Here is a 22476-nt window from a genome sequence, read left to right as displayed (position 1 = left end):
CCAATAGTTCTACAGACGTCCAACTACTGTCGGCCGTACTGACTTATCCAACGTGTAAGCCAGCAGGCCGACAATCACGATAGGCTCGGCTGCTCAGTGCCGGTCTTGCTGCGCGTATTTGCCGGAGGACTCGAGCGCTTTGAACTTGAAGAGGCGGTAGTTTTCACGCTTGACCGAGTCAAGGATATCCCTGAAGGCGCACAAACCACCCATGTAGAAGTAGACGGAGTTGGCTTTGCCGGGGATGTTCGCCCCGAAGATCCACGAATCGGCCTTGGTGAAGAGCGTCTGATCGGCGATCCCGCGGCAGGTGTCACTCCACTCCTGCTCCTTGTCCGCAGTGGTCTCCACGCTAGCCAGTTCGTTCTCCTCCATGAAGCCGATGAGATCGGAAACCCACTCCACCTCCGCCTCAATGGTCGGCGGCAGGTTCGTGAAAGGGCCGTTCGGTCCGAGGATCATGAACATGTTGGGGAAGTTAGAGGTGGCCACTGCCAGGTAGCTGGAAGGGCCATCCTTCCAATGATCCTTGATGCTCAGGTCATCACGACCACGGATGTCGATTCGCTTGTAGTTGCCGTCGACAGCGTCGAAACCGGTCGCGAAGATCAGCACGTCCAGCTCGTGCTCCACGCCGTCGGAGGTGCGAATCCCCTTGCTGGTGATTTCTTCGATGGGGTTGGCCTTCACATCCACCAGCGAAACATTTTCGCGGTTGAACGTAGCGTAGTAACCGCTATCGCATAGCGGCCGCTTGGCATACAGGTCGCGCGGCTGAAGTTTGCGAGCGGTATCGGGATCTTTGACGATCTCGGCGATCTTCGCGCGAATGAAATCCTGCGCCGCGATGTTGGCTTGCTCTTCTATTGCGATGTCGTTGAAGGTCTCGAACATGAAGCGGAAGCCACCACCGATGTCCCACGCGCGCTGGAAGATTTGCTCGCGCTCTTTGGCAGAGACGCTCATGGTCGGCACTGTGCTTTCTTCAAAGCCAAATGCCAGACGGGACCCTCTGACCTGGTTCCAGATCGCGTCGTAGTTGTGCTTGATGTAGTCGACGCGCTCACGGCTCAACGGGCCATTACCCACCGGCACCGTGTACTGGGCCGAACGCTGGAAGACGGTGAGGTGTCCCACCACCGGCGCAATCGCAGTGATCACTTGGGTGCCCGTCGAGCCTGTGCCGATGACACCCACACGCTTGCCTTCAAGGACTGCGTTTTCCGGCCAGTTGGCGGTGTGATACTTCTGCCCCTTGAACTGGTCGATGCCTTTGATGTTCGGGATGTTGGTCGCCGACAGCAGACCCAGGGCCGTTACCAGGTACTTGGCGCTGTAGTGGCGGCCATCGTCGGTGCTCACCAGCCAGCGGCTGCTTTCCTCATCAAAGACCGCGGAGGTCATGGCGGTCTCCAGTTGGATATCCTTGCGCAGGTCGTGGCGATCGACCACGTGGTTAATGTAGGAGAGGATTTGCGGCTGGGTCAGGTAGCGCGTGGTGATGTTCCACTCCTGGCACAGCTCGCGATCCCACGAGAAGCAGTAGACGAACGACTCGCTGTCGGAGAGCGCGCCCGGATAACGGTTCCAGAACCAAGTACCGCCCACGCCGGAGGCCTTATCGAAAGCTCGCACTTTCAGGCCCAGCTCATCACGCAGCTTTTTCAGCATGTAGATACCACCTAAGCCCGCGCCAATAATGATCGCGTCGTAGTTGATAATGTCGCTGCCGAGGGAGCGCTTTGCCAGAACGGAAGTTGTCATTGTTCTCTCCTGATTGATTGCCACCCAGAGCTTCCTGCCAACACGCGTCGGCAGGAATTCGAGGCAGAATGTGCCTTTCCCTCGTTGTCACTACGAGAGATTGCTTATTTCGATTGAGGTTCTTCAGCTATTCAGCTGAAGTTCGAGCCATCGCTGGTTACTCAGGGCGGCCAGTTCGGCTTACAGCGAAAAGCCGCCATCCACGGCAATGGCCTGGCCTGTTACATGAGGCGCACAGGCGAGGTAGACCGCCAGTTGCCCCATGTCTTCGACCGTTTGAGCCTCCCCCTGCGGCAGCAAGGTGGACTGGTGACGCTCCCAGGATTGCTCCTCGGTCTCACCAGGTTGACTCCAACGTGCAGACAGACCTTCCTCACCACGCCACATGCCCGTACCGACGACACCGGGGCACAGGGCATTGACCGTGATGCCATCACGCGCTACCTCCTTGGCGAAGGCGTTGGTGAAACCAATCACGGCGAACTTAGAGGCACTGTAGTGGGCCAGATCGGGGAACCCCACCTTCCCGGCAATGGAAGCGATGTTGATGATGCGGCCAGCCTTTTGTTCGAGCATCATCCGCACCTCCGCCTGGCAGCACAGGAACACGCCGCGGGCATTGATGTTCATGATGCGATCCCACTCGCTCACAGGCAGCTCGGCAACCTTGCCGATGCTGACGACGCCGGCGTTGTTGACCGCCACGTTGAGGCGACCCAGTTGATACTTAACTTGGGCCATCATGCTGTTAACGCTTTCGGGATCACTTACGTCGACCTGCAGGGCTACTGAGCGACGACCCAGCGCACGGATCTTGGCGGCAGCTTCCTCAGCGATGCTCCAGTCGTAATCAGCGACCGCCACATCAGCACCGGCGTTAGCCAAGCTCAACGCAATCCCCTGGCCGATTCCACGACCAGCTCCGGTCACCAGAGCGATCTTGCCGGCAAGGGAAAAATCGAGAGAAGTACTTTGGCTCATGTCATGTCTCTTCTTGTTGTTTGAGATGCGTTCACCACAAACGGGACGCTGCTCCGACAAATGCAAGCCGAATGCCAAGACCAAAAAAATTATTCAAGTACTTGATATTCAAGAATTTTTTCAATAGATGCCCAGTCAGCATCAAGCACACCCATAAGACATTATGGTTCTCGCCTACTTCACCAGCCTGCGAATCCTGAGATGTTATGTCTCAGTGCTGTCGTTCCGATGGATAACCCTAGACCCGCCACGGCAACCAGCGTCTAATGAGAAATACAAAAATTAGAATCGACCTGCGGAGGCCTCTATGCCCTCTAGCTATTCAAGGGCTCATGTAGACCACGTGAGCCGTGTGTTGCGTACTGCCGACAGGGCTCCAACGCTGCCCGTACCAGGCATAATCGTCGACTCCTGGCAGCGATCACTGCGGGACTACCACCTTGACCCAGGCTCACTTCAGGGGCCTCGAATTGTTGAGGCCTATCAACTGCAAGAGCATCGTCAACGCGTGGAGGAATTCCTACGTATCGCGGGAGATGGAGTGTCCAGATTACACGGTCGCGTCAGCGGTTCCGACTACTGCGTCATGCTGACGGATACTCAAGGATGCACCATCGACATGCGCGTAGAGACATGCATCCGAGGTGAATACCGCCGCTCCGGTATGGATCTCGGCACGTGCTGGTCAGAAAGCGAAGAAGGCACGACAGGGGTTTGCTCGGTATTGATCAACCAGCAGCCGGTGACTGTGCACAAAAATGAACACTTTCGGGCCGCCTTCATTGGCATCACCTGCTCAGCCGCGCCCATTTTCTCTCCCTCAGGCGAGCTGATCGCGGTCATCGACGCCTCGGCCATGGGGGCACCGGATGATAGGCGCAGCCAACACCTGATTCATGAAATGGTGTTGCAGAGCGCGAAGGAGATAGAGAATGCGTTCTTCATGTACAGCACTCAGGATCTCTGGGTGTTGCGAGGACACGCTCTACCGGGTTACGTCGATAGCCAGCCCGAGTTCTTGCTTGCCTGGGACAGTGACGGAGTCATAAAAGCATTGAATCCGTCGGCCAAACGCTTGCTCCAGCGGCAGCACGGAACTCTTCCGCGAACAATCAGCGAAGCGTTCACCGCGGTTCGCCTTCCCTCCGCCAGCGATGACAGCCTGCACCACCTCCCGCTCCTCGACCTGCATGTACGCCTGAAAGGGCCACGCCGGTTGACGACCGTCAGTGTACCCGGCCGACAAGATATCGACCCCCGAATGGCGCAGGCGCTGCATCTGGCGGTTCGAGTGAAGGATCGTGGCTTGCCGGTGCTACTCCACGGGGAAACAGGTGTCGGCAAGGACTACTTCGCTCGCCAGTTGCACGATGCCAGCCTGCGACGGAACAAACCCTTCGTGGCGATCAACTGTGCCGCGATTCCCGAGGGGCTGATCGAAAGCGAGCTCTTTGGCTATAACGCAGGTGCCTTCACTGGCGCATCCAACAAAGGCATGCGAGGCCTGCTGCAACAGGCTGACGGCGGCACGCTGTTCCTGGATGAGATAGGGGACATGCCCCTTTCGCTGCAGACCCGGCTGCTGAGAGTGCTAAGCGAAGGCGAGGTTGCCCCCCTTGGCTCTGCTCGCAGGGAATCCGTTGACATTCAAGTCGTCTGTGCAACCCACCGCGATCTGGCCACTCTGGTAGCAGCTGGCACCTTCCGCGAAGACCTCTATTTCCGCCTGAATGGAGCACGATTCGACCTGCCCCCCCTTCGCGAACGCAGTGACAAGCTTACTTTGATCACCAAATTGCTCAAGGAAGAGGCTGAGCGCACGGGAATACACTACGGATTAAGCGAGGCAGCACTGGAGATGCTTCTCAACTATGCGTGGCCGGGCAATGTTCGCCAGCTTCACCACGTTCTGCGGTATGCCTGCGCCATCAGCAGCGGGCCCATGATCAGCGTCAGCGATTTGCCTACGTCCATGGACGTGTCGGCCCCCTCGCTCGCCCCGGAGGCCACCAGCGGAAGCCCAGAGCGACAGATCCTGATCGACGCTCTGGTTCGCAATCGCTGGAAGCCGGTACTGGCCGCGCAAGACCTGGGTATCTCACGCGCAACACTCTACCGTCGAGTCAATCAGCATGGCATCAAGATGCCAGGAAAGGGCTCATACGGCTGATTCGAGCGCCTGCAGCGCCCGGGAGACAACAGGTAACCCTTCTCCCAGGTGCTGCAACGGCTTCGCTCAGCGAGTGAAGCCCTCGAATGGTGTCATGTACGGTCGCGATAGGAATGGCAGTTACCTGCCACCCCCGCACAATGCGTATGTGCGGAACTACCGTAACCGTCCGGGCATCCCATCTGGATTGAACCCGCAAAGTTAAGAGATGGTGTCCACCTATTTATCGTGGACACCATCTCAAGGCTTCCACGCGGGAAATCATGCAGCATCGTTCTTATTCCAAGGCCTTCAAGGCGCAAGTCGTGCAGGAGTGCAGCCTGCCCGGCAACAAGATTGCCAGCGTGTCCCTGAGCCACGGCATCAACACCAATGTGGTTCATCAATGGCGAAGGCTGGCGGCCTGCCAACCGTCGACCGAAACACTGCCCGCATTTCCCCCGGTGACGCTGGAGTCGCCCGCTCGATCAGTGGTTTCCAGGGAGGCAGAGATTCGCATCGAGATTCCCCATCGTCGCACGACCCTGGCCTTGTACTGCCGGCGGCAGATGCCGATGACTGCGCCCGGTTCATGCGTGAGCTCCTGCAATGATCCGCATTGAACGCATCTGGCTGGCCAGCGAGCCTATGGACATGCGTGCCGGAACGAAAACGGCGCTGGCCAGGGTGGTGGCGGTCTTCGGCGCAGCGCAGTCGCACTGCGCGTATCTGTTCGCCAACAAGCGAGCCAACCGCATGAAAGTGCTGGTGCATGATGGCTTCGGTGTCTGGCTGGCCTCGCGCCGGCTGAACCAGGGACGCTTTGTGTGACCCGGCAACTGGCCGGGTGTACAACTGGAGCTGAATGCCGAGCAACTTCAGGCACTGGTGGTCGGACTGCCTTGGCAGCAGGTCGGCGCCGGCGCCGAAATCCGTCTTTTATAGTGAGTCCTGCGGTGGTGCCTGCTGCGCAATTGATACGAACGCAGCGCTCTCCAAAGCCCTACCGGGCTGGCTCCGCTCAAAAACACCCCGCGGGCCTTGCGCCCGACGGGGTGTTTTCGTGCGGCAGGGGCCGCCCTCGCGGGGAGAACGCCCCGTGTCGCTTACTGCTTCTGCGGGTCGAACTGCTTGTCACGGATCAACAGGGCAGGAATCACGCCGCAGATGAAGTAGGCCGCGCCCATGACCAGGAAGCCGAGGCCGATGGAGCCCTCTGTGGCCAGGAAGCCGATGGTGGCCGGGGCGATGGCCGCACCGATACGACCGATGTTGTAGGCGCCACCGACGGCGGTGCCGCGGTACTTGGCCTGGAAGCTCTCGGTCATGTAGGTGGCGTTCACACCGTAGGGGATGCCGTACAGGAAGCCGAAGACCACCAGCATCCACAGGATGTGCTCGGGGCTGTGGTACAGCACGATGATCGGCAGGAACACCGCGGTACCGATGGCACCGAAGGCGTACACAGCGCGGCGACCGAAGCGGTCGGCGGCCAGGCCGGCGAGGATCTTGCCGAGGATCATCGCGGTGTAGGTACCCACCAGGTAGGCGGTCATGGACTTGAAGTTCATGTTCATTTCGGTCTGCAGGTACGCCGGCAGCCAGTTGTTCACGCCGTAGTAACCGAACTGCAGGAAACCCGCGGTCAAGCACCAGAGGATGAACATACGGCGGGCCGACGGGTCGCCAAAGATCATCTTGTAGGCGCTTTCGCCCTTCTGCATGGCGTTTTCCTTCACGTCTTCAACCAGCTTATTGGCGCGCTCGGCCTTGGCCTTGACCCAGGCTTCCGGCTCCGGCACCAGACGCTGCATCGAGATGGCCAGAACGACCGGGATGATGGCGACGTAGAACAGGTAGCGCCAGCCGTAAGTCGGCAGCAGCCAGCCGGCGAGCAGGGTGGCTACGATGTAGCCCACGGACCAGCCGGCCTGCAGGGTGCCCAACACGGTGGTGCGGTACCTGGTCGGTACGTACTCGGCCATCAGGGTGTTGCAGGCAACATACAGCGCGCCCAGGCCCAGGGAGGAGACGAAACGGAAGAAGGCGAACTGCCAGTAGCTCTGGGTCATGCCCAGCGCGGCGGTGCCGAGGGAGAACAGGGCGATGGTCCAGACCACGGTCTTCACGCGGCCGAAGCGGTCGCATGCCCAGCCACCGTAGATGCCGCCGATGGCCATACCGGCGAGGGTGAAGCTACCCAGCGCGCCCGCCTCGACGTTGGTCAGGCCGAACTCGGCCTTCAGGCTAGTGAGGAGTAGGACAACAACATCAGGTCGGCGCCATCGATCAGCAGCCCGAGGAAGCAGAAGACGAAGACAATGACCCAGATGTTGCTTTTGGGTATTGCCACGCCTGTTTGAATGGTAGTTGTGGTGCTCATAACGAACGAAACCTTTTTGTTGTTCTAGCGAAACGGGGAAGGTGATTCCCCCCCGTTGGTGGCCCCCCCCGGACGCGCGCCCGATACGTCCATTCCACCGAGCGATTGCCGAAGGCACGGACGCCCGGGTAGGGCTAGCGCTGAGCTTCGCGGATCATGTTGCGGGCGATGATCACCTGCTGGATCTGGGTCGTACCCTCGTACAGGCGGAACAGGCGCACGTCTCGGTAGAAGCGCTCAATGGCGTATTCGCTGATGTAGCCTGCGCCGCCATGAATCTGCACTCCACGATCGGCTACGCGGCCGCACATCTCGGTGGCGAACATCTTGGCGCAGGAGGCTTCGGTGCTGACGTTCAGGCCCTCGTCGCGCTTGCGTGCAGCGTCCAGCACCATGCAGCGGGCGGCGTATATCTCAGCCTTACTGTCGGCCAGCATGCCTTGGATCAGCTGGAACTCGGCGATGGGCTGGCCGAACTGCTTGCGCTCGATGGCGTACTGCAGCGTGTCTGCGAGCATGCGTTCGGCGGCGCCGACCGACAGCGCGGCGATGTGCAGGCGGCCCTTGTCCAGCACCTTCATGGCGGTCTTGAATCCCACCCCTTCCTTGCCGCCAATCAGGTTGGCGGCCGGAACGCGCACGTTCTCGAAGATCACGTCGGCGGTGTGGGCACCCTTCTGGCCCATCTTGTGGTCGCGCTTGCCGATGGTGACACCCAGCGTGCCGGCTTCGACGATGAACGAGCTAATGCCACCAGCGCCTTTGATCTCCGGGTTGGTGCGGGCCATCACAGTGAAAATGCCTGCGTGCGGAGCGTTGGTGATGAAGCGCTTAGTGCCGTTGATGACGTAGAAGTCGCCGTCGCGCACTGCGGTGGTCTTCAGTGAGGCGGCGTCGGAACCCGAGTCCGGCTCGGTCAGGCAGAAGGAGCTGAGGCACTCGCCGGCCGCCAGCTTCGGCAGGTAGCGGTCCTTCTGCTCAGGGGTGCCGTCGAGCAGGATGCCGATGGAGCCGATGCCATTGTTGGTGCCGATGTAGGAGCGGAATGCGGGGGAGGTGCGGCCGAGTTCGAAGGCGATGTTCACCTCTTCTTCCATGGTGACGCCCAGGCCGCCGAACTCTTCCGGGATGGTCAGACCGAACAGGCCCATCTCACGCATCTGCTCGATGATGTCCTGCGGGATGGCGTCGGTCTCTGCAACTTCGTTTTCGCGAGGGATCAACGCTTCGTCGACGAACTGGTGGATCGAATCCAACAGAAGCTGCAGGGTTTCTGGGTCACGGATCATGTGCTCTCCTCAAGGGCCCACACGTGGGCCCGGCTGGTGAGGCACTGTCACCCGAGGATCAGCGAGCGGCAGCGCCAATGTTGTTAACCATGTTGATCAGGCGGGGCCCGATGTCGTCCTCGAGCCTATCCCGTGTCAGTTGGAAGCTCGGTCCTCCGCAGTTGAAGGCCAGCAGCCCGTACTGCGGATGTAGCAAGGGCACGGCGACGGAATTGACGTCGCGATGCCATTCGCCGATAGACAGGCAGTAGCCGTAGTCGGCGTAGTCCCTGAAGGCGCGGTCCAGCCCCTTGCGGATGGACGGCCATTGCTCCAGATCACGCTGGCGGATGTGATCGATCAGAAACTCCCGTTCGCTCTCTGGCATCGCCGCCAGGCACGCCCGGCCCACCGAGCTCTGAGCCAGCGGCAGGTAGCTGCCGATCTGTCGGCGCATGGTCATGTTCCCCTCGCCTTGCACCACATCCAGATAAACCATCTGCAGTCGATCACGGGCAGCCATGGCAACCGCAGCCTGAGCGTGATTCGCCAGTTCCTCCATCAGTGGGTGTGCTACGGAGCGAATCGACAAATTCGAGAGCATCGAATAGCCGAAGCCCAGCACTCCCACATCCAGCTGGTACTTACCCGAATGAATTTCGCGCTTCAGGCAGCCCAGCCGCATCAAGGTGTTGGTAAGCCTTGTCACCGTCGGCTTAGGCAGGCCGGTCTTTCTGGCCAGGTCCTGATTGCCGAGCACGTTTTCACGCGGGCTGAAGCAACGCAGCAACTCCAGCCCCCGCGCCAGCGCGGTAACGAACTGGCCGCTATTTTCCTCTTCACTCAGGGCTGACACCGGATCGAGAAGCCCCTTCTCAAGCAGCTCCAGTTCAGTCTCGTGATCAGTCGATGCGGATGCCTGCGAATCCGTCCTGTTGTGGCGCATGGTAGAACCCTCGGCTCCAAAAAATCAAGAAAATAAAATTCAGTTTCGTACAGCGAAATTGTAGTGGATATCTGTACAAAGGGCAACCGGAGAACATTCCGATTTGAATGGCCCGATTTTACTGGGTTTTAAGAGGTTTTTGATCAATGGGCGTTTACACAGACGCCAACCTGTCACTATGATTTGCCTATATTCGAAATGCGATTTCGCACAGCGAAACAAAGGCGAGGTTTTAGACGTCATGAACTCAGAGCAAGCCAAACAGGTGGTGGCGACTCTCCAGGAAAACGGTGTGGCCGTTGTACGGATCAGTCGCCCCGAGGCGATGAACGCCCTCAACAGCCATGTGCGTCAGCAACTGGCCGAGCATTTCCGGGCCTTGGCCATCGAGCCGCAGGTACGGGCGATCGTCCTTACCGGTGGCGAAAAGTGCTTCGTAGCTGGCGCTGATGTCCGCGAGTTCGCCCAGGCCAGCCCCATCGAAATGTACCGCCGGCACACCGAGTACCTGTGGGAGGCCATCAGCCGCTGCCCGAAACCGGTGATCGCAGCGGTGAACGGCTTCGCCCTGGGCGGCGGCTGCGAGCTGGCCATGCATTGCGACATCATCGTCGCCGGCGAGTCGGCCCGCCTCGGCCAGCCAGAGGTCAAGCTGGGTCTGATGCCCGGCGCTGGCGGCACCCAGCGCCTGATCCGCGCGGTGGGCAAGTTCCAGGCCATGCGTATCGCCCTGACTGGCTGCCTGGTCAAGGCGCCGGAAGCCCTGGCCATGGGCATGGTCAGCGAAGTGGTGAGCGACGAGCACGCCCTGCCGCGCGCCCTGGAGTTGGCCGCGGAGATCGCCGCGCTACCGCCGCTGGCGGTGGCGCAGATCAAGGAGGTGATGTTGGCCGGTGCTGATCTGCCGCTGGACAGTGCTCTGGCGTTGGAGCGCAAAGCCTTCCAGTTGCTGTTCGACTCCCGTGACCAGAAGGAGGGTGCCGCAGCCTTCCTCGAAAAGCGCAAAGCCAACTTCCAGGGGGAGTGAGACATGACTCGTATTATCGATCGCATGGCCATCGTTGGTACCGGTGTGATGGGCAGCGGTATCGCCCAGATCGCCGCGCAGGCCGGCATCCAGGTGAAACTCTTCGATGCCCGCGAAGGCGCAGCGCAGGTCGCCCGTGACAACCTGGCGCGCACCCTCGGCAAGCTGGCAGACAAGGGCAAGCTCAGCGGCGCCGATGTCGAGGCCACTCTGGGGCGCCTGCAGGTGGCCGGCACCTTGCAAGAACTGGCTGATACACAACTGGTGGTCGAGGCCATCGTCGAGCGCCTGGATGCCAAGCAGGCGTTGCTCGGCGAGCTGGAGGCCGTGGTCTCCGCGGATTGCATCCTGGCCACCAACACTTCGTCGTTCTCGGTCACCAGCATCGCGCGTGGCTGCCGCCACCCCGAACGGGTGGCCGGCTTCCACTTCTTCAACCCGGTACCGCTGATGAAGGTGGTCGAGGTGATCGACGGCCTGGCCACCGACGCGCAGGTGGGCGATTGCCTGCAGGCGCTGGCGGCGCGCATGGGCCATCGCGGCATCCGCGCCAAGGACACCCCCGGATTCATCATCAACCACGCCGGCCGCGCCTACAGCACCGAGGCGCTGCAGATTCTCCGGGAAGGCGTTGCCGAGCCGGCAGATATCGACCGCGTCCTGCGCGAGGGCCTGGGCTTCCGCATGGGCCCGCTGGAGCTGTTCGACCTGACCGCGCTGGACGTGTCGCATCCGGTGATCGAGTCGATCTACAACCAGTTCTACCAGGAGCCGCGCTACCGTCCCTCGCCGCTGACCCGGCTGATGCTCGAGGCCGGCCATGTGGGGCGCAAGGTGGGTCGTGGCTTCTACCGCTATCAGGACGGGCAGATGATCGATCCGCCGGCGCCGCAGGCGGTGCCGACGGTGGAAACGTTGCCGCCGGTGTGGATCGGCGCCGAAAACGACACCGACCGCGAACGACTGACCGGTTTGCTGGAGCAGCTCGGCGCGCGCATTGAGCAGGGCACCACGCCATCGCGCGAGGCGCTATGCCTGCTGGCGCCCTACGGCATCGACGCGACCAGCGCTTGCTCCCGCTTCGCCACCGATCCGGCGCGGACGCTGTGCATCGACCTGCTGCTCGACCCGATGCGCCACCGCTGCCTGATGCAGTCCCCGGCGACCTCTCCGGCGATGCGCGCTGCGGCCCATGCGCTTCTGGCCGGCGACGGCGTCGGGGTCACCGTGATCAACGACAGCGTCGGCTTCATCGCCCAGCGCATGCTGGCGATGATCGTCAACCTGGCCGGTGACATCGTGCAGCAACGCATCGCCAGCGTGGACGATCTCGACGAAGGCGTACGCCGTGGCCTGGGTTATCCGCAGGGACCGCTGGCCTGGGGCGACAGTGTCGGCGCCGCGCGCCTCCTGCTGATTCTCGATCGGATGACCGCGCTGACCGGCGACGCCCGCTACCGCCCGGGGCCCTGGCTGCGCCGCCGGGCCGCCCTCGGCCTATCGCTGCGCCATGCCGAACCGGCGCTGGGTTGAGTCTTCACTTTCACTTTAACGAGGAGCCTTCGATGCTCAATGCTTTCCTGTACGCCGGCCTGCGCACGCCCTTCGGACGACATGGCGGCGCCCTGGCGCCGGTGCGTCCGGACGACCTGGCCGCGCATGTGATCCGCGAACTGCTGGACCGCCACGGCGTGCCGGGCGATGCCATCGAGGACGTGCTCCTCGGCAACACCAACCAGGCCGGCGAGGACAGCCGCAACGTGGCGCGCCATGCCGCACTGCTCGCGGGCCTGCCGGTGACGGTGCCTGGGCAGACGGTCAACCGCCTGTGCGCCAGCGGCCTGGCGGCGATCATCGACGCGGCGCGGGCGGTGACCTGCGGTGAGGGCGAGCTGTTCGTGGCCGGCGGCGTGGAAAGCATGTCGCGCGCGCCCTTCGTGATGGCCAAGGCCGAGACGGCCTACAGCCGCGACCTCACGGTGTTCGACAGCACCATCGGCGCTCGCTTCCCGAATCCGAAGATCGTCGCCGCCTTCGGCAACGACAGCATGCCGCAGACCGGCGACAACGTGGCCCGTGAGTACGGCATCAGCCGCGAGCAAGCCGACCGCTTCGCCGCCGCTTCCCAGGCGCGTTACGAGGCCGCTCGCCAAGCCGGCTTCTTCAACGACGAGATCGTCCCGGTGAGCGTTTCCACCGGACGCAAGACCCCGCCGAACGTGGTCGAGCAGGACGAACATCCGCGGCCGGAGTCCGACGAGGCGGCCCTGGCACGCCTGAAGCCGCTGTCCGAGGGCGGCGTGGTCACCGCCGGCAACGCCTCGGGCGTGAACGACGGCGCTGCCGCGCTGCTGATCGGGTCCGCAGCAGCGGGTGAGCGTTATGGCCTGGTGCCTATGGCGCGCGTGCTGTCGGCCGCAGCGGTGGGTGTGGAGCCGCGCATCATGGGCGTCGGTCCGGTGGAGGCAATCAACAAGGCCTTGGCCCGGGCCGGGCTCGGCCTGGCGGATATGGGCATCATCGAGATCAACGAGGCCTTCGCCTCCCAGGTGCTCGGCTGCCTGAGCGCTCTAGGGGTGGCCTTCGACGATCCGCGGGTCAACCCCAACGGCGGAGCCATTGCTGTGGGCCACCCGCTGGGAGCGTCCGGCGCGCGCCTGGCGCTGAGCGCTGCGCGACAGTTGCAGCGCAGCGGCCAGCGTTACGCTGTGGTGAGTTTGTGCATCGGAGTCGGCCAAGGGCTGGCGATGGTCATCGAGCGCGTGTGACTGCGCAGCTAAAGAAGGTGAGATAAAAATGGGTGCATTAAGCGGATATCGCGTACTCGACCTCAGCCGCGTACTAGCCGGCCCCTGGTGCGGCCAAGTGCTGGCGGATCTGGGAGCGGAAGTGATCAAGATCGAGCGGCCTGGCGTGGGCGACGACACCCGCGGCTGGGGTCCGCCCTTCATGAAGACCGCGGATGGCGCGGACAGTCCCGAAGCTTCCTATTACCAATCGACCAACCGCAACAAGCTGTCGGTGGCATTGAACCTAGCGACTCCCGAAGGCCAGGCGCTGGTACGTGCCCTGGCTTGCGAATGCGATGTGCTGATCGAGAACTACAAGGCCGGTTCGCTGGCCAAGTACGGGCTGGACTACGAGAACCTGGCGAAGCTCAATCCGCGCCTGGTGTACTGCTCCATCACCGGCTTCGGGCTGACGGGCCCGCGTGCGGAAGAGCCCGGCTACGACTTCATCATCCAGGGCATGGGCGGCCTGATGAGCATCACCGGCGAGAAAGATGGCGTGCCCGGGGCCGGCCCGCAGAAAGTGGGTGTCGCAGTGTCGGACGTGATGACCGGCCTGTATTCCGTCATAGCCATCCAGGCCGCGTTACTTGCGCGCGAGAAAACCGGACGTGGCCAGCATTGCGACATGGCGCTGCTGGACGTGCAGGTGGCGATGCTCGGCAACCAGAGCCAGAACTACCTCAGCACCGGGCGCTCGCCCGGCCGACTGGGCAACGCCCACGTCAATATCGTGCCGTACCAGGTGTTCTCCGCAAGCGATAGGGATTTCATCATCGCCTGCGGCAACGACAGCCAGTTTGTCGCGTTGTGCGAGGCTATCTGCTTGCCGGAACTGCCCCAGGACTTGAGGTTCACCAAGAACGCTGATCGAGTGCGTAACCGTGTGGTGCTCGTCGAGAAGCTGGCCGAACACTTTCTGAGTGATACGGCCGACAACTGGGTTACCAGAATCCATGCGGTCAAGGTGCCGGTCGGTGTGATCAATGACATCGGCCGGGCCCTGGACGAGCCGCAGGTGCTGGCCCGCGACATGCTGGTCGACATTCCCCATGCTCTGAACCCCGGATTCCGCATGGTCGGTAGCCCGGTCAAACTGTCCGACACCCCGGTGGAGTACCAGCGTCCGGCACCGCAACTCGGTGAGCACACCGATGACGTGCTCAAGCGCCGTCTCGGGCTGGATGACGTCCGCCTTGCCGAGCTCAAGGCCCAAGGTGTCATCGAGCAACTCGGCGATCTCTGACGCTGCTCTTGCGCCGGAGCCGCCTTTGCCGCTCCGGCCCTCTTTCCTTTCTGGAGGCTGCCATGAAAACCCTCGTCGCCATCAAACGCGTGGTCGATTACAACGTCAAGGTCCGCGTCAAGGCGGACAACTCCGGCGTTGACCTCGCCAACGTGAAAATGTCCATGAACCCCTTCTGCGAGATCGCCGTGGAAGAAGCCGTGCGCTTGAAGGAGAAGGGCATCGCCAGCGAAATCGTCGTGGTGTCCATCGGCCCGGCCACCGCCCAGGAGCAGCTGCGCACCGCCCTGGCCCTCGGCGCCGACCGTGCCGTGCTGGTCGAGAGCAACGAGGAGCTGGGCTCGCTGGCCGTCGCCAAGCTATTGAAAGCCGTGGTCGACAAGGAGCAGCCGCAGCTGGTCATCCTCGGCAAGCAGGCCATCGACAGCGACAACAACCAGACCGGGCAGATGCTCGCCGCGCTGACCGGCTTCGCCCAGGGCACCTTCGCATCCAAGGTCGAGGTCACCGGCGACAAGGTCAACGTCACCCGCGAGATCGACGGCGGCCTGCAGACCGTTTCCCTCAACCTGCCGGCCATCGTCACCACCGACCTGCGCCTCAACGAGCCGCGCTACGCCTCGCTGCCGAACATCATGAAGGCCAAGAAAAAGCCGCTCGACGTGCTGACTCCGGACGCTCTGGGCGTGTCCACCACCTCGACGCTGAAGACCCTCAAGGTCGAGGCACCGGCCGCGCGCAGCGCCGGGATCAAGGTCAAGTCGGTGGCCGAACTGGTCGAGAAACTGAAGAACGAAGCGAAGGTGATCTGAGATGGCAATCCTGGTAATCGCTGAACACAACAACAGTGCCCTGGCCGCCGCCACCCTCAACACCGTGGCTGCCGCCCAACAGATCGGTGGCGACGTCCACCTGCTGGTCGCCGGCTCCAACTGCGGCGCGGTGGCCGAAGCCGCCTCCCAGGTCGCCGGCGTGGCCAAGGTGTTGGTCGCCGACAGCGCCGCCTTCGCCCATCAGCTGCCGGAAAACCTGGCGCCGCTGATCGTGCAACTGGTTCCAGAGCAGGGAGCCCGTGGTGCCTACAGCCACGTGCTGGCCCCGGCCACCAGCAACGGCAAGAACGTGTTGCCGCGCGTGGCCGCCCTGCTCGATGTCGAGCAGATCTCCGAGATCACCAAGGTCATCGGCGCCGACACCTTCCAGCGGCCGATCTATGCCGGCAACGCCATCGCCACCGTGCAGTCCAGCGCGGCGGTCAAGGTGATCACCGTACGCAGCACCGGCTTCGACGCCGTGGCCACCGAGGTCGGCAGCGCTTCCATCGAGACCGTCGGCGCCGCCTGCGATGCCGGCGTGTCCAGCTTCGTCGGCGAGGAGCTGGCCAAGTCCGAGCGCCCCGAGCTGACCGGCGCCAAGGTGGTGGTGTCCGGCGGTCGCGGCATGCAGAACGGCGACAACTTCGCCCTGCTCTACGGCCTGGCCGACAAGCTCGGCGCCGCGGTGGGCGCCTCGCGCGCGGCGGTGGATGCCGGCTTCGTGCCCAACGACATGCAGGTCGGCCAGACCGGCAAGATCGTCGCGCCGCAGCTGTATGTGGCCGTCGGCATCTCCGGCGCCATCCAGCACCTGGCCGGCATGAAGGACTCCAAGGTGATCGTGGCGATCAACAAGGACGAGGAAGCGCCGATCTTCCAGGTCGCCGACTACGGCCTGGTCGCCGACCTGTTCGTGGCGGTGCCGGAATTGAGCAGTCTGCTCGGCTGATCCACACCACGCTGCGCAAGCAGCCGTTTTTGCCCTTGGTACAGGCAAAGGGTTCTCAGGGCATGGGCAACTCGCATTGCCCATTTTTTGTCCGCGAGTTTCCGCGAAGAGTGATTGAGGATAAGAAATGCAACGCGAATACATGGAATTCGACGTCGTCATCGTCGGAGCCGGCCCCGCCGGGCTCTCCGCCTCCTGCCGCCTGAAGCAAAAGGCCGCCGAAGCCGGCCAGGAGCTCAGCGTCTGCGTGGTGGAGAAAGGCTCCGAAGTCGGCGCCCATATCCTCTCCGGGGCGGTATTCGAGCCGCGCGCGCTCAATGAGCTGTTCCCCGACTGGCAGGCCCTCGGCGCCCCGCTGAATACCCCGGTCAAGCGCGACGATATCTATCTGCTGAAGAGTGGCAACGCCGCCACCAAGATCCCCGACTTCGCTGTGCCCAAGACCATGCACAACGAAGGCAACTACATCATCTCCCTCGGCAACCTGTGTCGCTGGCTGGCCCAGCAGGCCGAGAATCTCGGCGTCGAGATCTACCCGGGCTTCGCCGCCCAGGAAGCGCTGATCGACGAGCAGGGCGTGGTACGCGGCATCGTCACCGGCGATCTCGGCGTCGACCACGCAGGCAAGCCCAAGGACGGCCTGTACACCCCGGGCATGGAACTGCGCGCCAAGTACACCCTGTTCGCCGAGGGCTGCCGCGGCCATATCGGCAAGCAGCTGATCAGCAAATACAAGCTCGACGCCCAGGCCGACGCCCAGCACTACGGCATCGGCATCAAGGAGCTGTGGGAGATCGACCCGGCCAAGCACGAGCAGGGCCTGGTGGTGCACACCGCCGGCTGGCCGCTGAACGACGAGAACCCCGGCGGCTCCTTCCTCTACCACCTGGAGAACCACCAGGTGGTGGTGGGCCTGATCGTCGACCTGTCCTACAGCAACCCCTACCTGTCGCCGTTCGATGAGTTCCAGCGCTACAAGCACCACCCGGTGATCAAGCAGTATCTGGAAGGCGGCAAGCGCATCAGCTACGGCGCCCGCGCCATCTGCAAGGGCGGCCTCAACTCGCTGCCGAAGATGGTGTTCCCCGGCGGCGCGCTGATCGGCTGCGACCTAGGCACCCTCAACTTCGCCAAGATCAAGGGCAGCCACACCGCGATGAAGTCCGGCATGCTGGCCGCCGAGGCCATCGTCGAGGCGCTGGGCGCCGGCAGCGAGAGCGGCGACGAGCTGAACAACTACGTCAAGGCCTTCGAGGACAGCTGGCTGTACGACGAGCTGTTCCGCAGCCGCAACTTCGGCGCAGCGATCCACAAGTTCGGCGCGGTGCTCGGCGGGGCGTTCAACTTCGTCGACCAGAACCTGTTCAGCGGCAAGATCCCGCTGACCCTGCGCGACAACCAGCCGGACCACGCCACCCTCAAGCCGGCTGCCGCGTGCGCGAAGATCGACTACCCCAAACCGGACGGCAAGCTCAGCTTCGACAAACTGTCCTCGGTGTTCCTCTCCAACACCAACCACGAGGAAGACCAGCCCTGCCATCTGAAGCTGGCCGATCCGAGCATCCCGTTGGTGAAGAACCTGCCGCTGTACGACGAGCCAGCGCAGCGCTACTGCCCGGCCGGGGTGTACGAGATCGTCACCCTGGAAAGCGGCGAGAAGAAGTTCCAGATCAACGCGCAGAACTGCGTGCACTGCAAGACCTGCGATATCAAGGACCCGGCGCAGAACATCACTTGGGTAACGCCGGAAGGCACCGGCGGACCGACCTATCCCAACATGTGATGTAGCCCCCTTCCCAGCCCGACCCTTCCATGCCTTCGCGGCGCGGGAGTTCTTTGCTGCGCGCGCCTTGTCAACTGCCAGGCGGGCGCGCTTGTTGACCTAGCTTGAGGAAACGAAATGCAGGTTGGAGTCCCCCTCGAAACCCACGCCGGGGAAACCCGCGTGGCCGCCACGCCGGAAACGGTGAAGAAACTCGTCGGCCAGGGCCACCAGGTCGTCGTCCAGGCCTGCGCCGGCCTGCGCGCCAGCCTGCCCGACGACGCCTATGTCGCCGCCGGCGCGCGCATCGGTTCGGCCGCCGAAGCCTTCGGCGCCGGCCTGGTGCTCAAGGTCGCCGCCCCCGACGCCGCCGAACTGGCCCTGATGCAGCCCGGCGCCGTGCTGGTCGGCATGCTCAACCCGTTCGACAACGCCAACCTGGCGCGCATGACCGAGCACGGCATCACCGCCTTCGCCCTCGAGGCCGCGCCGCGCACCTCGCGCGCGCAGAGCCTCGACGTGCTTTCGTCCCAGGCCAATATCGCCGGCTACAAGGCGGTGATGCTGGCCGCCAACCACTACCCGCGCTTCATGCCGATGCTGATGACCGCCGCCGGTACGGTGAAGGCCGCCCGCGTGCTGGTGCTCGGCGCTGGCGTCGCCGGCCTGCAGGCCATCGCCACCGCCAAGCGCCTCGGCGCGGTGATCGAGGCCTCGGACGTGCGTCCGGCGGTCAAGGAGCAGATCGAGTCGCTCGGCGCCAAATTCGTCGACGTGCCGTTCGAGACCGACGAGGAGCGCGAGTGTGCCCAGGGCGTCGGCGGCTACGCCCGGCCGATGCCGGCGTCGTGGATGGAGCGCCAGGCCAAGGCGGTGCACGAAAAGGCCAAACAGGCCGACATCGTCATCACCACCGCGCTGATCCCCGGGCGCAAGGCGCCGACCCTGCTGCATGAAGCCACGGTGGCGGCGATGAAGCCGGGCTCGGTGGTCATCGACCTGGCCGCCGCGCAGGGCGGCAACTGCCCGCTGACCGAGGTCGACCGGGTGGTAGTCAAGCACGGCGTGACCCTGGTCGGCCACGGCAACCTGCCGGCGCTGGTGCCGGCGGACGCCTCGGCGCTGTACGCGCGCAACCTGCTGGACTTCCTCAAGCTGCTCATCGACGGCGAAGGCAAGTTCCACCTCAATCGCGAAGACGACATCGTCGCTGCCTGCCTGATGTGCACGGACGGCCAGCTCGTGCGAAGCAATGCCGGCGCTTCCGCCCCCGTGGCTGCCGTCGCCCCGCCCTCCCAAGCAACTGCCTAAGGACAACCGCCATGGACCCGATCTCCGACGGTCTCTACAACCTGATCATCTTCGTGCTGGCGATCTACGTTGGCTACCACGTGGTCTGGAACGTCACCCCCGCGCTGCACACCCCGCTGATGGCGGTGACCAACGCGATTTCCGCCATCGTCATCGTCGGCGCCATGCTGGCCGCCGCGCTGACCGAAACCGGCCTGGGCAAGACCATGGGCACCCTGGCCGTGGCGCTGGCCGCGGTCAACGTGTTCGGCGGCTTCCTGGTCACCCGGCGCATGCTGGAAATGTTCAAGAAGAAAGACAAGGCGCCGAAGGCGCAGGCACAGGGGCACTGAGATGAGCATGAACCTGATCACCGCCCTCTACCTGGTCGCCTCCATCTGCTTCATCCAGGCACTCAAGGGCCTCTCGCACCCGACCAGTTCGCGGCGCGGCAACCTGTTCGGCATGCTCGGCATGGGCCTCGCCATCGTCACCACCGTCGGCCTGATCTACAAGCTCGGCGCGCAGATGGGCGAAGGCGCCGGCATCGGCTACGTGCTGCTCGGCCTGCTGGTGGGCGGCACGGCCGGCACCCTGATGGCCAAGCGCGTGGAAATGACCAAGATGCCCGAACTGGTCGCCTTCATGCACAGCATGATCGGCCTGGCCGCGGTGTTCATCGCCGTCGCCGCGGTGGTCGAGCCGCAGTCGCTGGGCATCGTCGCGCAGCTGGGTGACGCGATCCCGGCCGGCAACCGCCTGGAGCTGTTCCTCGGTGCGGCCATCGGCGCGATCACCTTCTCCGGTTCGGTGATCGCCTTCGGCAAGCTGGCCGGCGGCTCTGTATTTGGCAAGAAGTTCCGCCTGTTCCAGGGCGCCCCGGTGACCTTCGCCGGCCAGCACTGGCTCAACCTGGCCTTCGGCCTGGCGATCCTCGGTCTCGGCCTGGCGTTCACCTTCACCGGCAACCTGGCGGCCTTCGCCCTGCTGGTGGCGCTGGCCTTCGTGATCGGCGTGCTGATCATCATCCCCATCGGCGGCGCCGACATGCCGGTGGTGGTGTCGATGCTCAACAGCTACTCGGGCTGGGCAGCGGCCGGCATCGGCTTCTCGCTGAACAACTCGATGCTGATCGTCGCCGGTAGCCTGGTCGGTTCCTCGGGTGCGATCCTCTCCTACATCATGTGCAAGGCGATGAACCGCTCGTTCTTCAACGTCATCCTCGGTGGCTTCGGCGCCGAAGCCGGCGCCAGCGCCGCGGCCGGCAGCCAGGAGCAGCGCCCGGTGAAGAGCGGCTCGGCCGACGACGCCGCGTTCATGCTCGGCAACGCCGACAGCGTGATCATCGTCCCCGGCTACGGCCTGGCGGTGGCCCGCGCCCAGCACGCGCTGATGGAGCTGACCGAGAAGCTGACCCACCGCGGCATCACCGTGAAGTACGCCATCCACCCGGTAGCCGGGCGCATGCCGGGGCACATGAACGTGCTGCTCGCCGAGGCCGAGGTGCCCTACGAGCAGGTGTTCGAGATGGACGACATCAACGCCGAGTTCGCCCAGACCGACGTGGTGCTGGTGCTTGGCGCCAACGACGTGGTCAACCCGGCGGCGAAGACCGACCCGCACTCGCCGATTGCCGGCATGCCGATCCTCGAGGCGTACAAGGCGCGCACCGTGATCGTCAACAAGCGCTCGATGGCCAGCGGTTACGCGGGCCTGGACAACGAACTGTTCTACATGGACAAGTCGATGATGGTGTTCGGCGACGCCAAGAAGGTCATCGAGGACATGCTCAAGGCGGTGGACTGAACCGTTGTGTCGGACAGCCGAGCCGGTGCCGTCTTTGGGCTGCGCCGGCTTTTTTGCGTGTACCGACAACCTGGAGTTGTGACTGAATCAGCACCTATGATTCGAGAAGTGGCTTTCCTTGATGACCAAGATTTGCCTGCGCTCCTTGCAGGCAGCTTGAAGCCGATGAAGGCCCCCCTTCAGCCCTCTGGAGTCCGAGTCTGCATCGCGCCTCTTCGCCGTGATTAGCCCACCTACCGCCCCAGGTACTCGCACACTTCCACAATGCAGCGCCTATCATCAGACGCCCTGGAAACCCTTAGCCAAGGCGTCCGACCCTGTCAATCGCCCCAGCTGGTCGCGCTAAAACGCTCCGCCAGATAGTTGATGAGTGCTCGGACCTTCGGCGCCAGTTGCTTGCGTGAAGGGTATACCGCATAGATGCCGAGTTCGACAGAGCGATACTCCGGGAGAATTTCGACCAACCTCCCCCGACGCAGGTCATCGTGAATCATGAAGCTGGGCTGCAACAAGATCCCGCCACCATCGAGGGCAATCGCTCGACAGGTGTCACCGTTGTTGCAACGCACCGCAGGGCGCGTCTGCACGCGAGTCTCACCATGCGGACCTGTGAAACTCCATTCATTGCGGGTCGCGAAATTGCTGTAGGCAATCACTTTATGGGCGGCGAGATCAGCCGGGCTCGACAGTGGTGCATGCCTGGCCAGGTAAGCTGGCGCAGCGCAAAGGCGCATTCGCGTGGCAGCAAGGCGTCGCCCGACGAGCGATGAGCTTTCCAGGCGGGCGATGCGCACCGCCATATCAAACCCTTCATCTACAAGGTCCACAACCCGATCATTCAGGGTGATATCCAGTTCAATCTTCGGGTATGCATTCATGAAGCCCGCCCACAGCGGCGCCAGGTGCTGCACCCCAAAGCTGACCGGCGCGTTGACGCGCAACAGGCCGCTGGGCACCAGTGAACCGGAGGACACCGAACTCTCGGCCTGCTCCATCAAGCCGAGCACTTCTCGTGCCTGATGGTAGAAAGCCCGCCCTTCTTCGGTCAGAGAAAGCCGGCGTGTGGTGCGATGCAGAAGGCGGGCACCAAGACGCGCCTCCAGCGCATTGACGTGTCGCGAGACCGCCGCCTTGGACATATTCAACGGCTCTACCGCAGCGATGAAGCTGCCTTTTTCAACGACCGTGCAGAACACCTGCATTTCCAGTGCGCGATCCATATTTGTCTCACTAATCGGAACTATAAGTCACATTCAACCACCTTTATCTCGACCGATGAACCTATAAACTGAGCCCACCTT

Annotated in this window: 18 protein-coding genes and 1 pseudogene; 13 read left to right on the top strand and 6 right to left on the bottom strand. The window is 63.1% G+C overall.

Annotation, left to right across the window (positions count from 1 at the left end):
- Positions 1-93 precede the first annotated feature (93 nt).
- Together BLT78_RS06710 and BLT78_RS06705 are read right to left on the bottom strand one after the other, a co-directional pair.
- Positions 94-1764, bottom strand: a complete 1671-nt coding sequence (locus BLT78_RS06710) for a flavin-containing monooxygenase (RefSeq protein ID WP_090348239.1) — start codon at positions 1762-1764, stop codon at positions 94-96.
- A 180-nt stretch (positions 1765-1944) separates the two neighbouring features.
- Positions 1945-2745, bottom strand: coding sequence for an SDR family NAD(P)-dependent oxidoreductase (locus BLT78_RS06705; protein WP_090348238.1), 801 nt, complete (start codon positions 2743-2745; stop codon positions 1945-1947).
- A 307-nt stretch (positions 2746-3052) separates the two neighbouring features.
- Between BLT78_RS06705 and BLT78_RS06700 the strand changes: the two genes are divergently transcribed.
- The 3 genes from BLT78_RS06700 (at position 3053) to tnpB (ending at position 5725) form a co-directional block, all read left to right on the top strand.
- Complete coding sequence (locus BLT78_RS06700; RefSeq protein ID WP_090348237.1) at positions 3053-4915, top strand: sigma-54-dependent Fis family transcriptional regulator; 1863 nt, start codon at positions 3053-3055, stop codon at positions 4913-4915.
- Positions 4916-5178: 263 nt separating this feature from the next.
- Complete coding sequence (locus BLT78_RS06695; RefSeq protein ID WP_090348236.1) at positions 5179-5517, top strand: transposase; 339 nt, start codon at positions 5179-5181, stop codon at positions 5515-5517.
- A complete protein-coding gene (gene tnpB / locus BLT78_RS06690; protein ID WP_157719501.1) occupies positions 5504-5725 on the top strand; it encodes an IS66 family insertion sequence element accessory protein TnpB in 222 nt (73 codons plus the stop codon). The genes BLT78_RS06695 and tnpB overlap by 14 nt, the downstream gene beginning before the upstream one ends.
- 275 nt (positions 5726-6000) lie before the next feature.
- On the opposite strand, the pseudogene BLT78_RS06685 reads toward tnpB, so the two are convergent.
- From BLT78_RS06685 to BLT78_RS06675, 3 genes and pseudogenes are all read right to left on the bottom strand, one after another.
- Positions 6001-7277 (bottom strand): annotated as a pseudogene (locus BLT78_RS06685) (MFS transporter).
- Between the two features lie 134 nt (positions 7278-7411).
- On the bottom strand, positions 7412-8566 hold the full coding sequence (locus BLT78_RS06680; protein ID WP_090348235.1) for an acyl-CoA dehydrogenase family protein: 1155 nt from the start codon (positions 8564-8566) through the stop codon (positions 7412-7414).
- A gap of 58 nt (positions 8567-8624) precedes the next feature.
- The gene (locus tag BLT78_RS06675; RefSeq protein ID WP_090348234.1) at positions 8625-9491 is read right to left on the bottom strand and encodes an IclR family transcriptional regulator; all 867 of its coding nucleotides are present in this window, start codon (positions 9489-9491) and stop codon (positions 8625-8627) included.
- Positions 9492-9732: 241 nt separating this feature from the next.
- Between BLT78_RS06675 and BLT78_RS06670 the strand changes: the two genes are divergently transcribed.
- The 10 genes from BLT78_RS06670 to BLT78_RS06625 all read left to right on the top strand — a co-directional run bounded on the left by BLT78_RS06670 (position 9733) and on the right by BLT78_RS06625 (position 21175).
- Entirely contained in the window at positions 9733-10518 is a 786-nt protein-coding gene (locus BLT78_RS06670) for an enoyl-CoA hydratase (RefSeq protein ID WP_090348233.1), read from the top strand.
- 3 nt (positions 10519-10521) lie between these two features.
- Positions 10522-12051 carry a 3-hydroxyacyl-CoA dehydrogenase gene (locus BLT78_RS06665; protein WP_090348232.1) on the top strand — a complete coding sequence of 510 codons (1530 nt, stop codon included), beginning with the start codon at positions 10522-10524 and terminating at the stop codon, positions 12049-12051.
- 32 nt (positions 12052-12083) lie between these two features.
- A complete protein-coding gene (locus BLT78_RS06660; protein WP_090348231.1) occupies positions 12084-13286 on the top strand; it encodes a 3-oxoadipyl-CoA thiolase in 1203 nt (400 codons plus the stop codon).
- A gap of 28 nt (positions 13287-13314) precedes the next feature.
- Positions 13315-14553 (top strand): CaiB/BaiF CoA transferase family protein, encoded by a 1239-nt coding sequence (locus tag BLT78_RS06655; protein WP_090348230.1) that lies wholly within the window; start codon positions 13315-13317, stop codon positions 14551-14553.
- Positions 14554-14615: 62 nt separating this feature from the next.
- Positions 14616-15365, top strand: a complete 750-nt coding sequence (locus BLT78_RS06650) for an electron transfer flavoprotein subunit beta/FixA family protein (protein WP_090348229.1) — start codon at positions 14616-14618, stop codon at positions 15363-15365.
- Position 15366: 1 nt separating this feature from the next.
- Positions 15367-16317: an electron transfer flavoprotein subunit alpha/FixB family protein gene (locus BLT78_RS06645; protein WP_090348228.1), complete on the top strand. Its 951-nt coding sequence runs from the start codon at positions 15367-15369 to the stop codon at positions 16315-16317.
- Between the two features lie 127 nt (positions 16318-16444).
- Complete coding sequence (locus BLT78_RS06640) at positions 16445-18100, top strand: electron transfer flavoprotein-ubiquinone oxidoreductase (protein ID WP_090348227.1); 1656 nt, start codon at positions 16445-16447, stop codon at positions 18098-18100.
- A 117-nt stretch (positions 18101-18217) separates the two neighbouring features.
- Positions 18218-19390, top strand: a complete 1173-nt coding sequence (locus tag BLT78_RS06635) for a Re/Si-specific NAD(P)(+) transhydrogenase subunit alpha (protein WP_090348226.1) — start codon at positions 18218-18220, stop codon at positions 19388-19390.
- Between the two features lie 11 nt (positions 19391-19401).
- Positions 19402-19722, top strand: coding sequence for an NAD(P) transhydrogenase subunit alpha (locus BLT78_RS06630; protein ID WP_090348225.1), 321 nt, complete (start codon positions 19402-19404; stop codon positions 19720-19722).
- Position 19723: 1 nt separating this feature from the next.
- On the top strand, positions 19724-21175 hold the full coding sequence (locus BLT78_RS06625; RefSeq protein ID WP_090348224.1) for an NAD(P)(+) transhydrogenase (Re/Si-specific) subunit beta: 1452 nt from the start codon (positions 19724-19726) through the stop codon (positions 21173-21175).
- A gap of 320 nt (positions 21176-21495) precedes the next feature.
- Here the strand turns inward: BLT78_RS06625 and BLT78_RS06620 are convergent, their stop codons facing one another.
- A complete protein-coding gene (locus BLT78_RS06620; RefSeq protein WP_090348223.1) occupies positions 21496-22395 on the bottom strand; it encodes a LysR family transcriptional regulator in 900 nt (299 codons plus the stop codon).
- Positions 22396-22476 lie beyond the last annotated feature (81 nt).

The organism is Pseudomonas oryzae (assembly GCF_900104805.1).
Lineage (GTDB): Bacteria > Pseudomonadota > Gammaproteobacteria > Pseudomonadales > Pseudomonadaceae > Geopseudomonas > Geopseudomonas oryzae.
The sequence above is the reverse complement of the archived record's forward strand: the minus strand, read 5'-3'. Positions and strand labels throughout refer to the sequence as shown.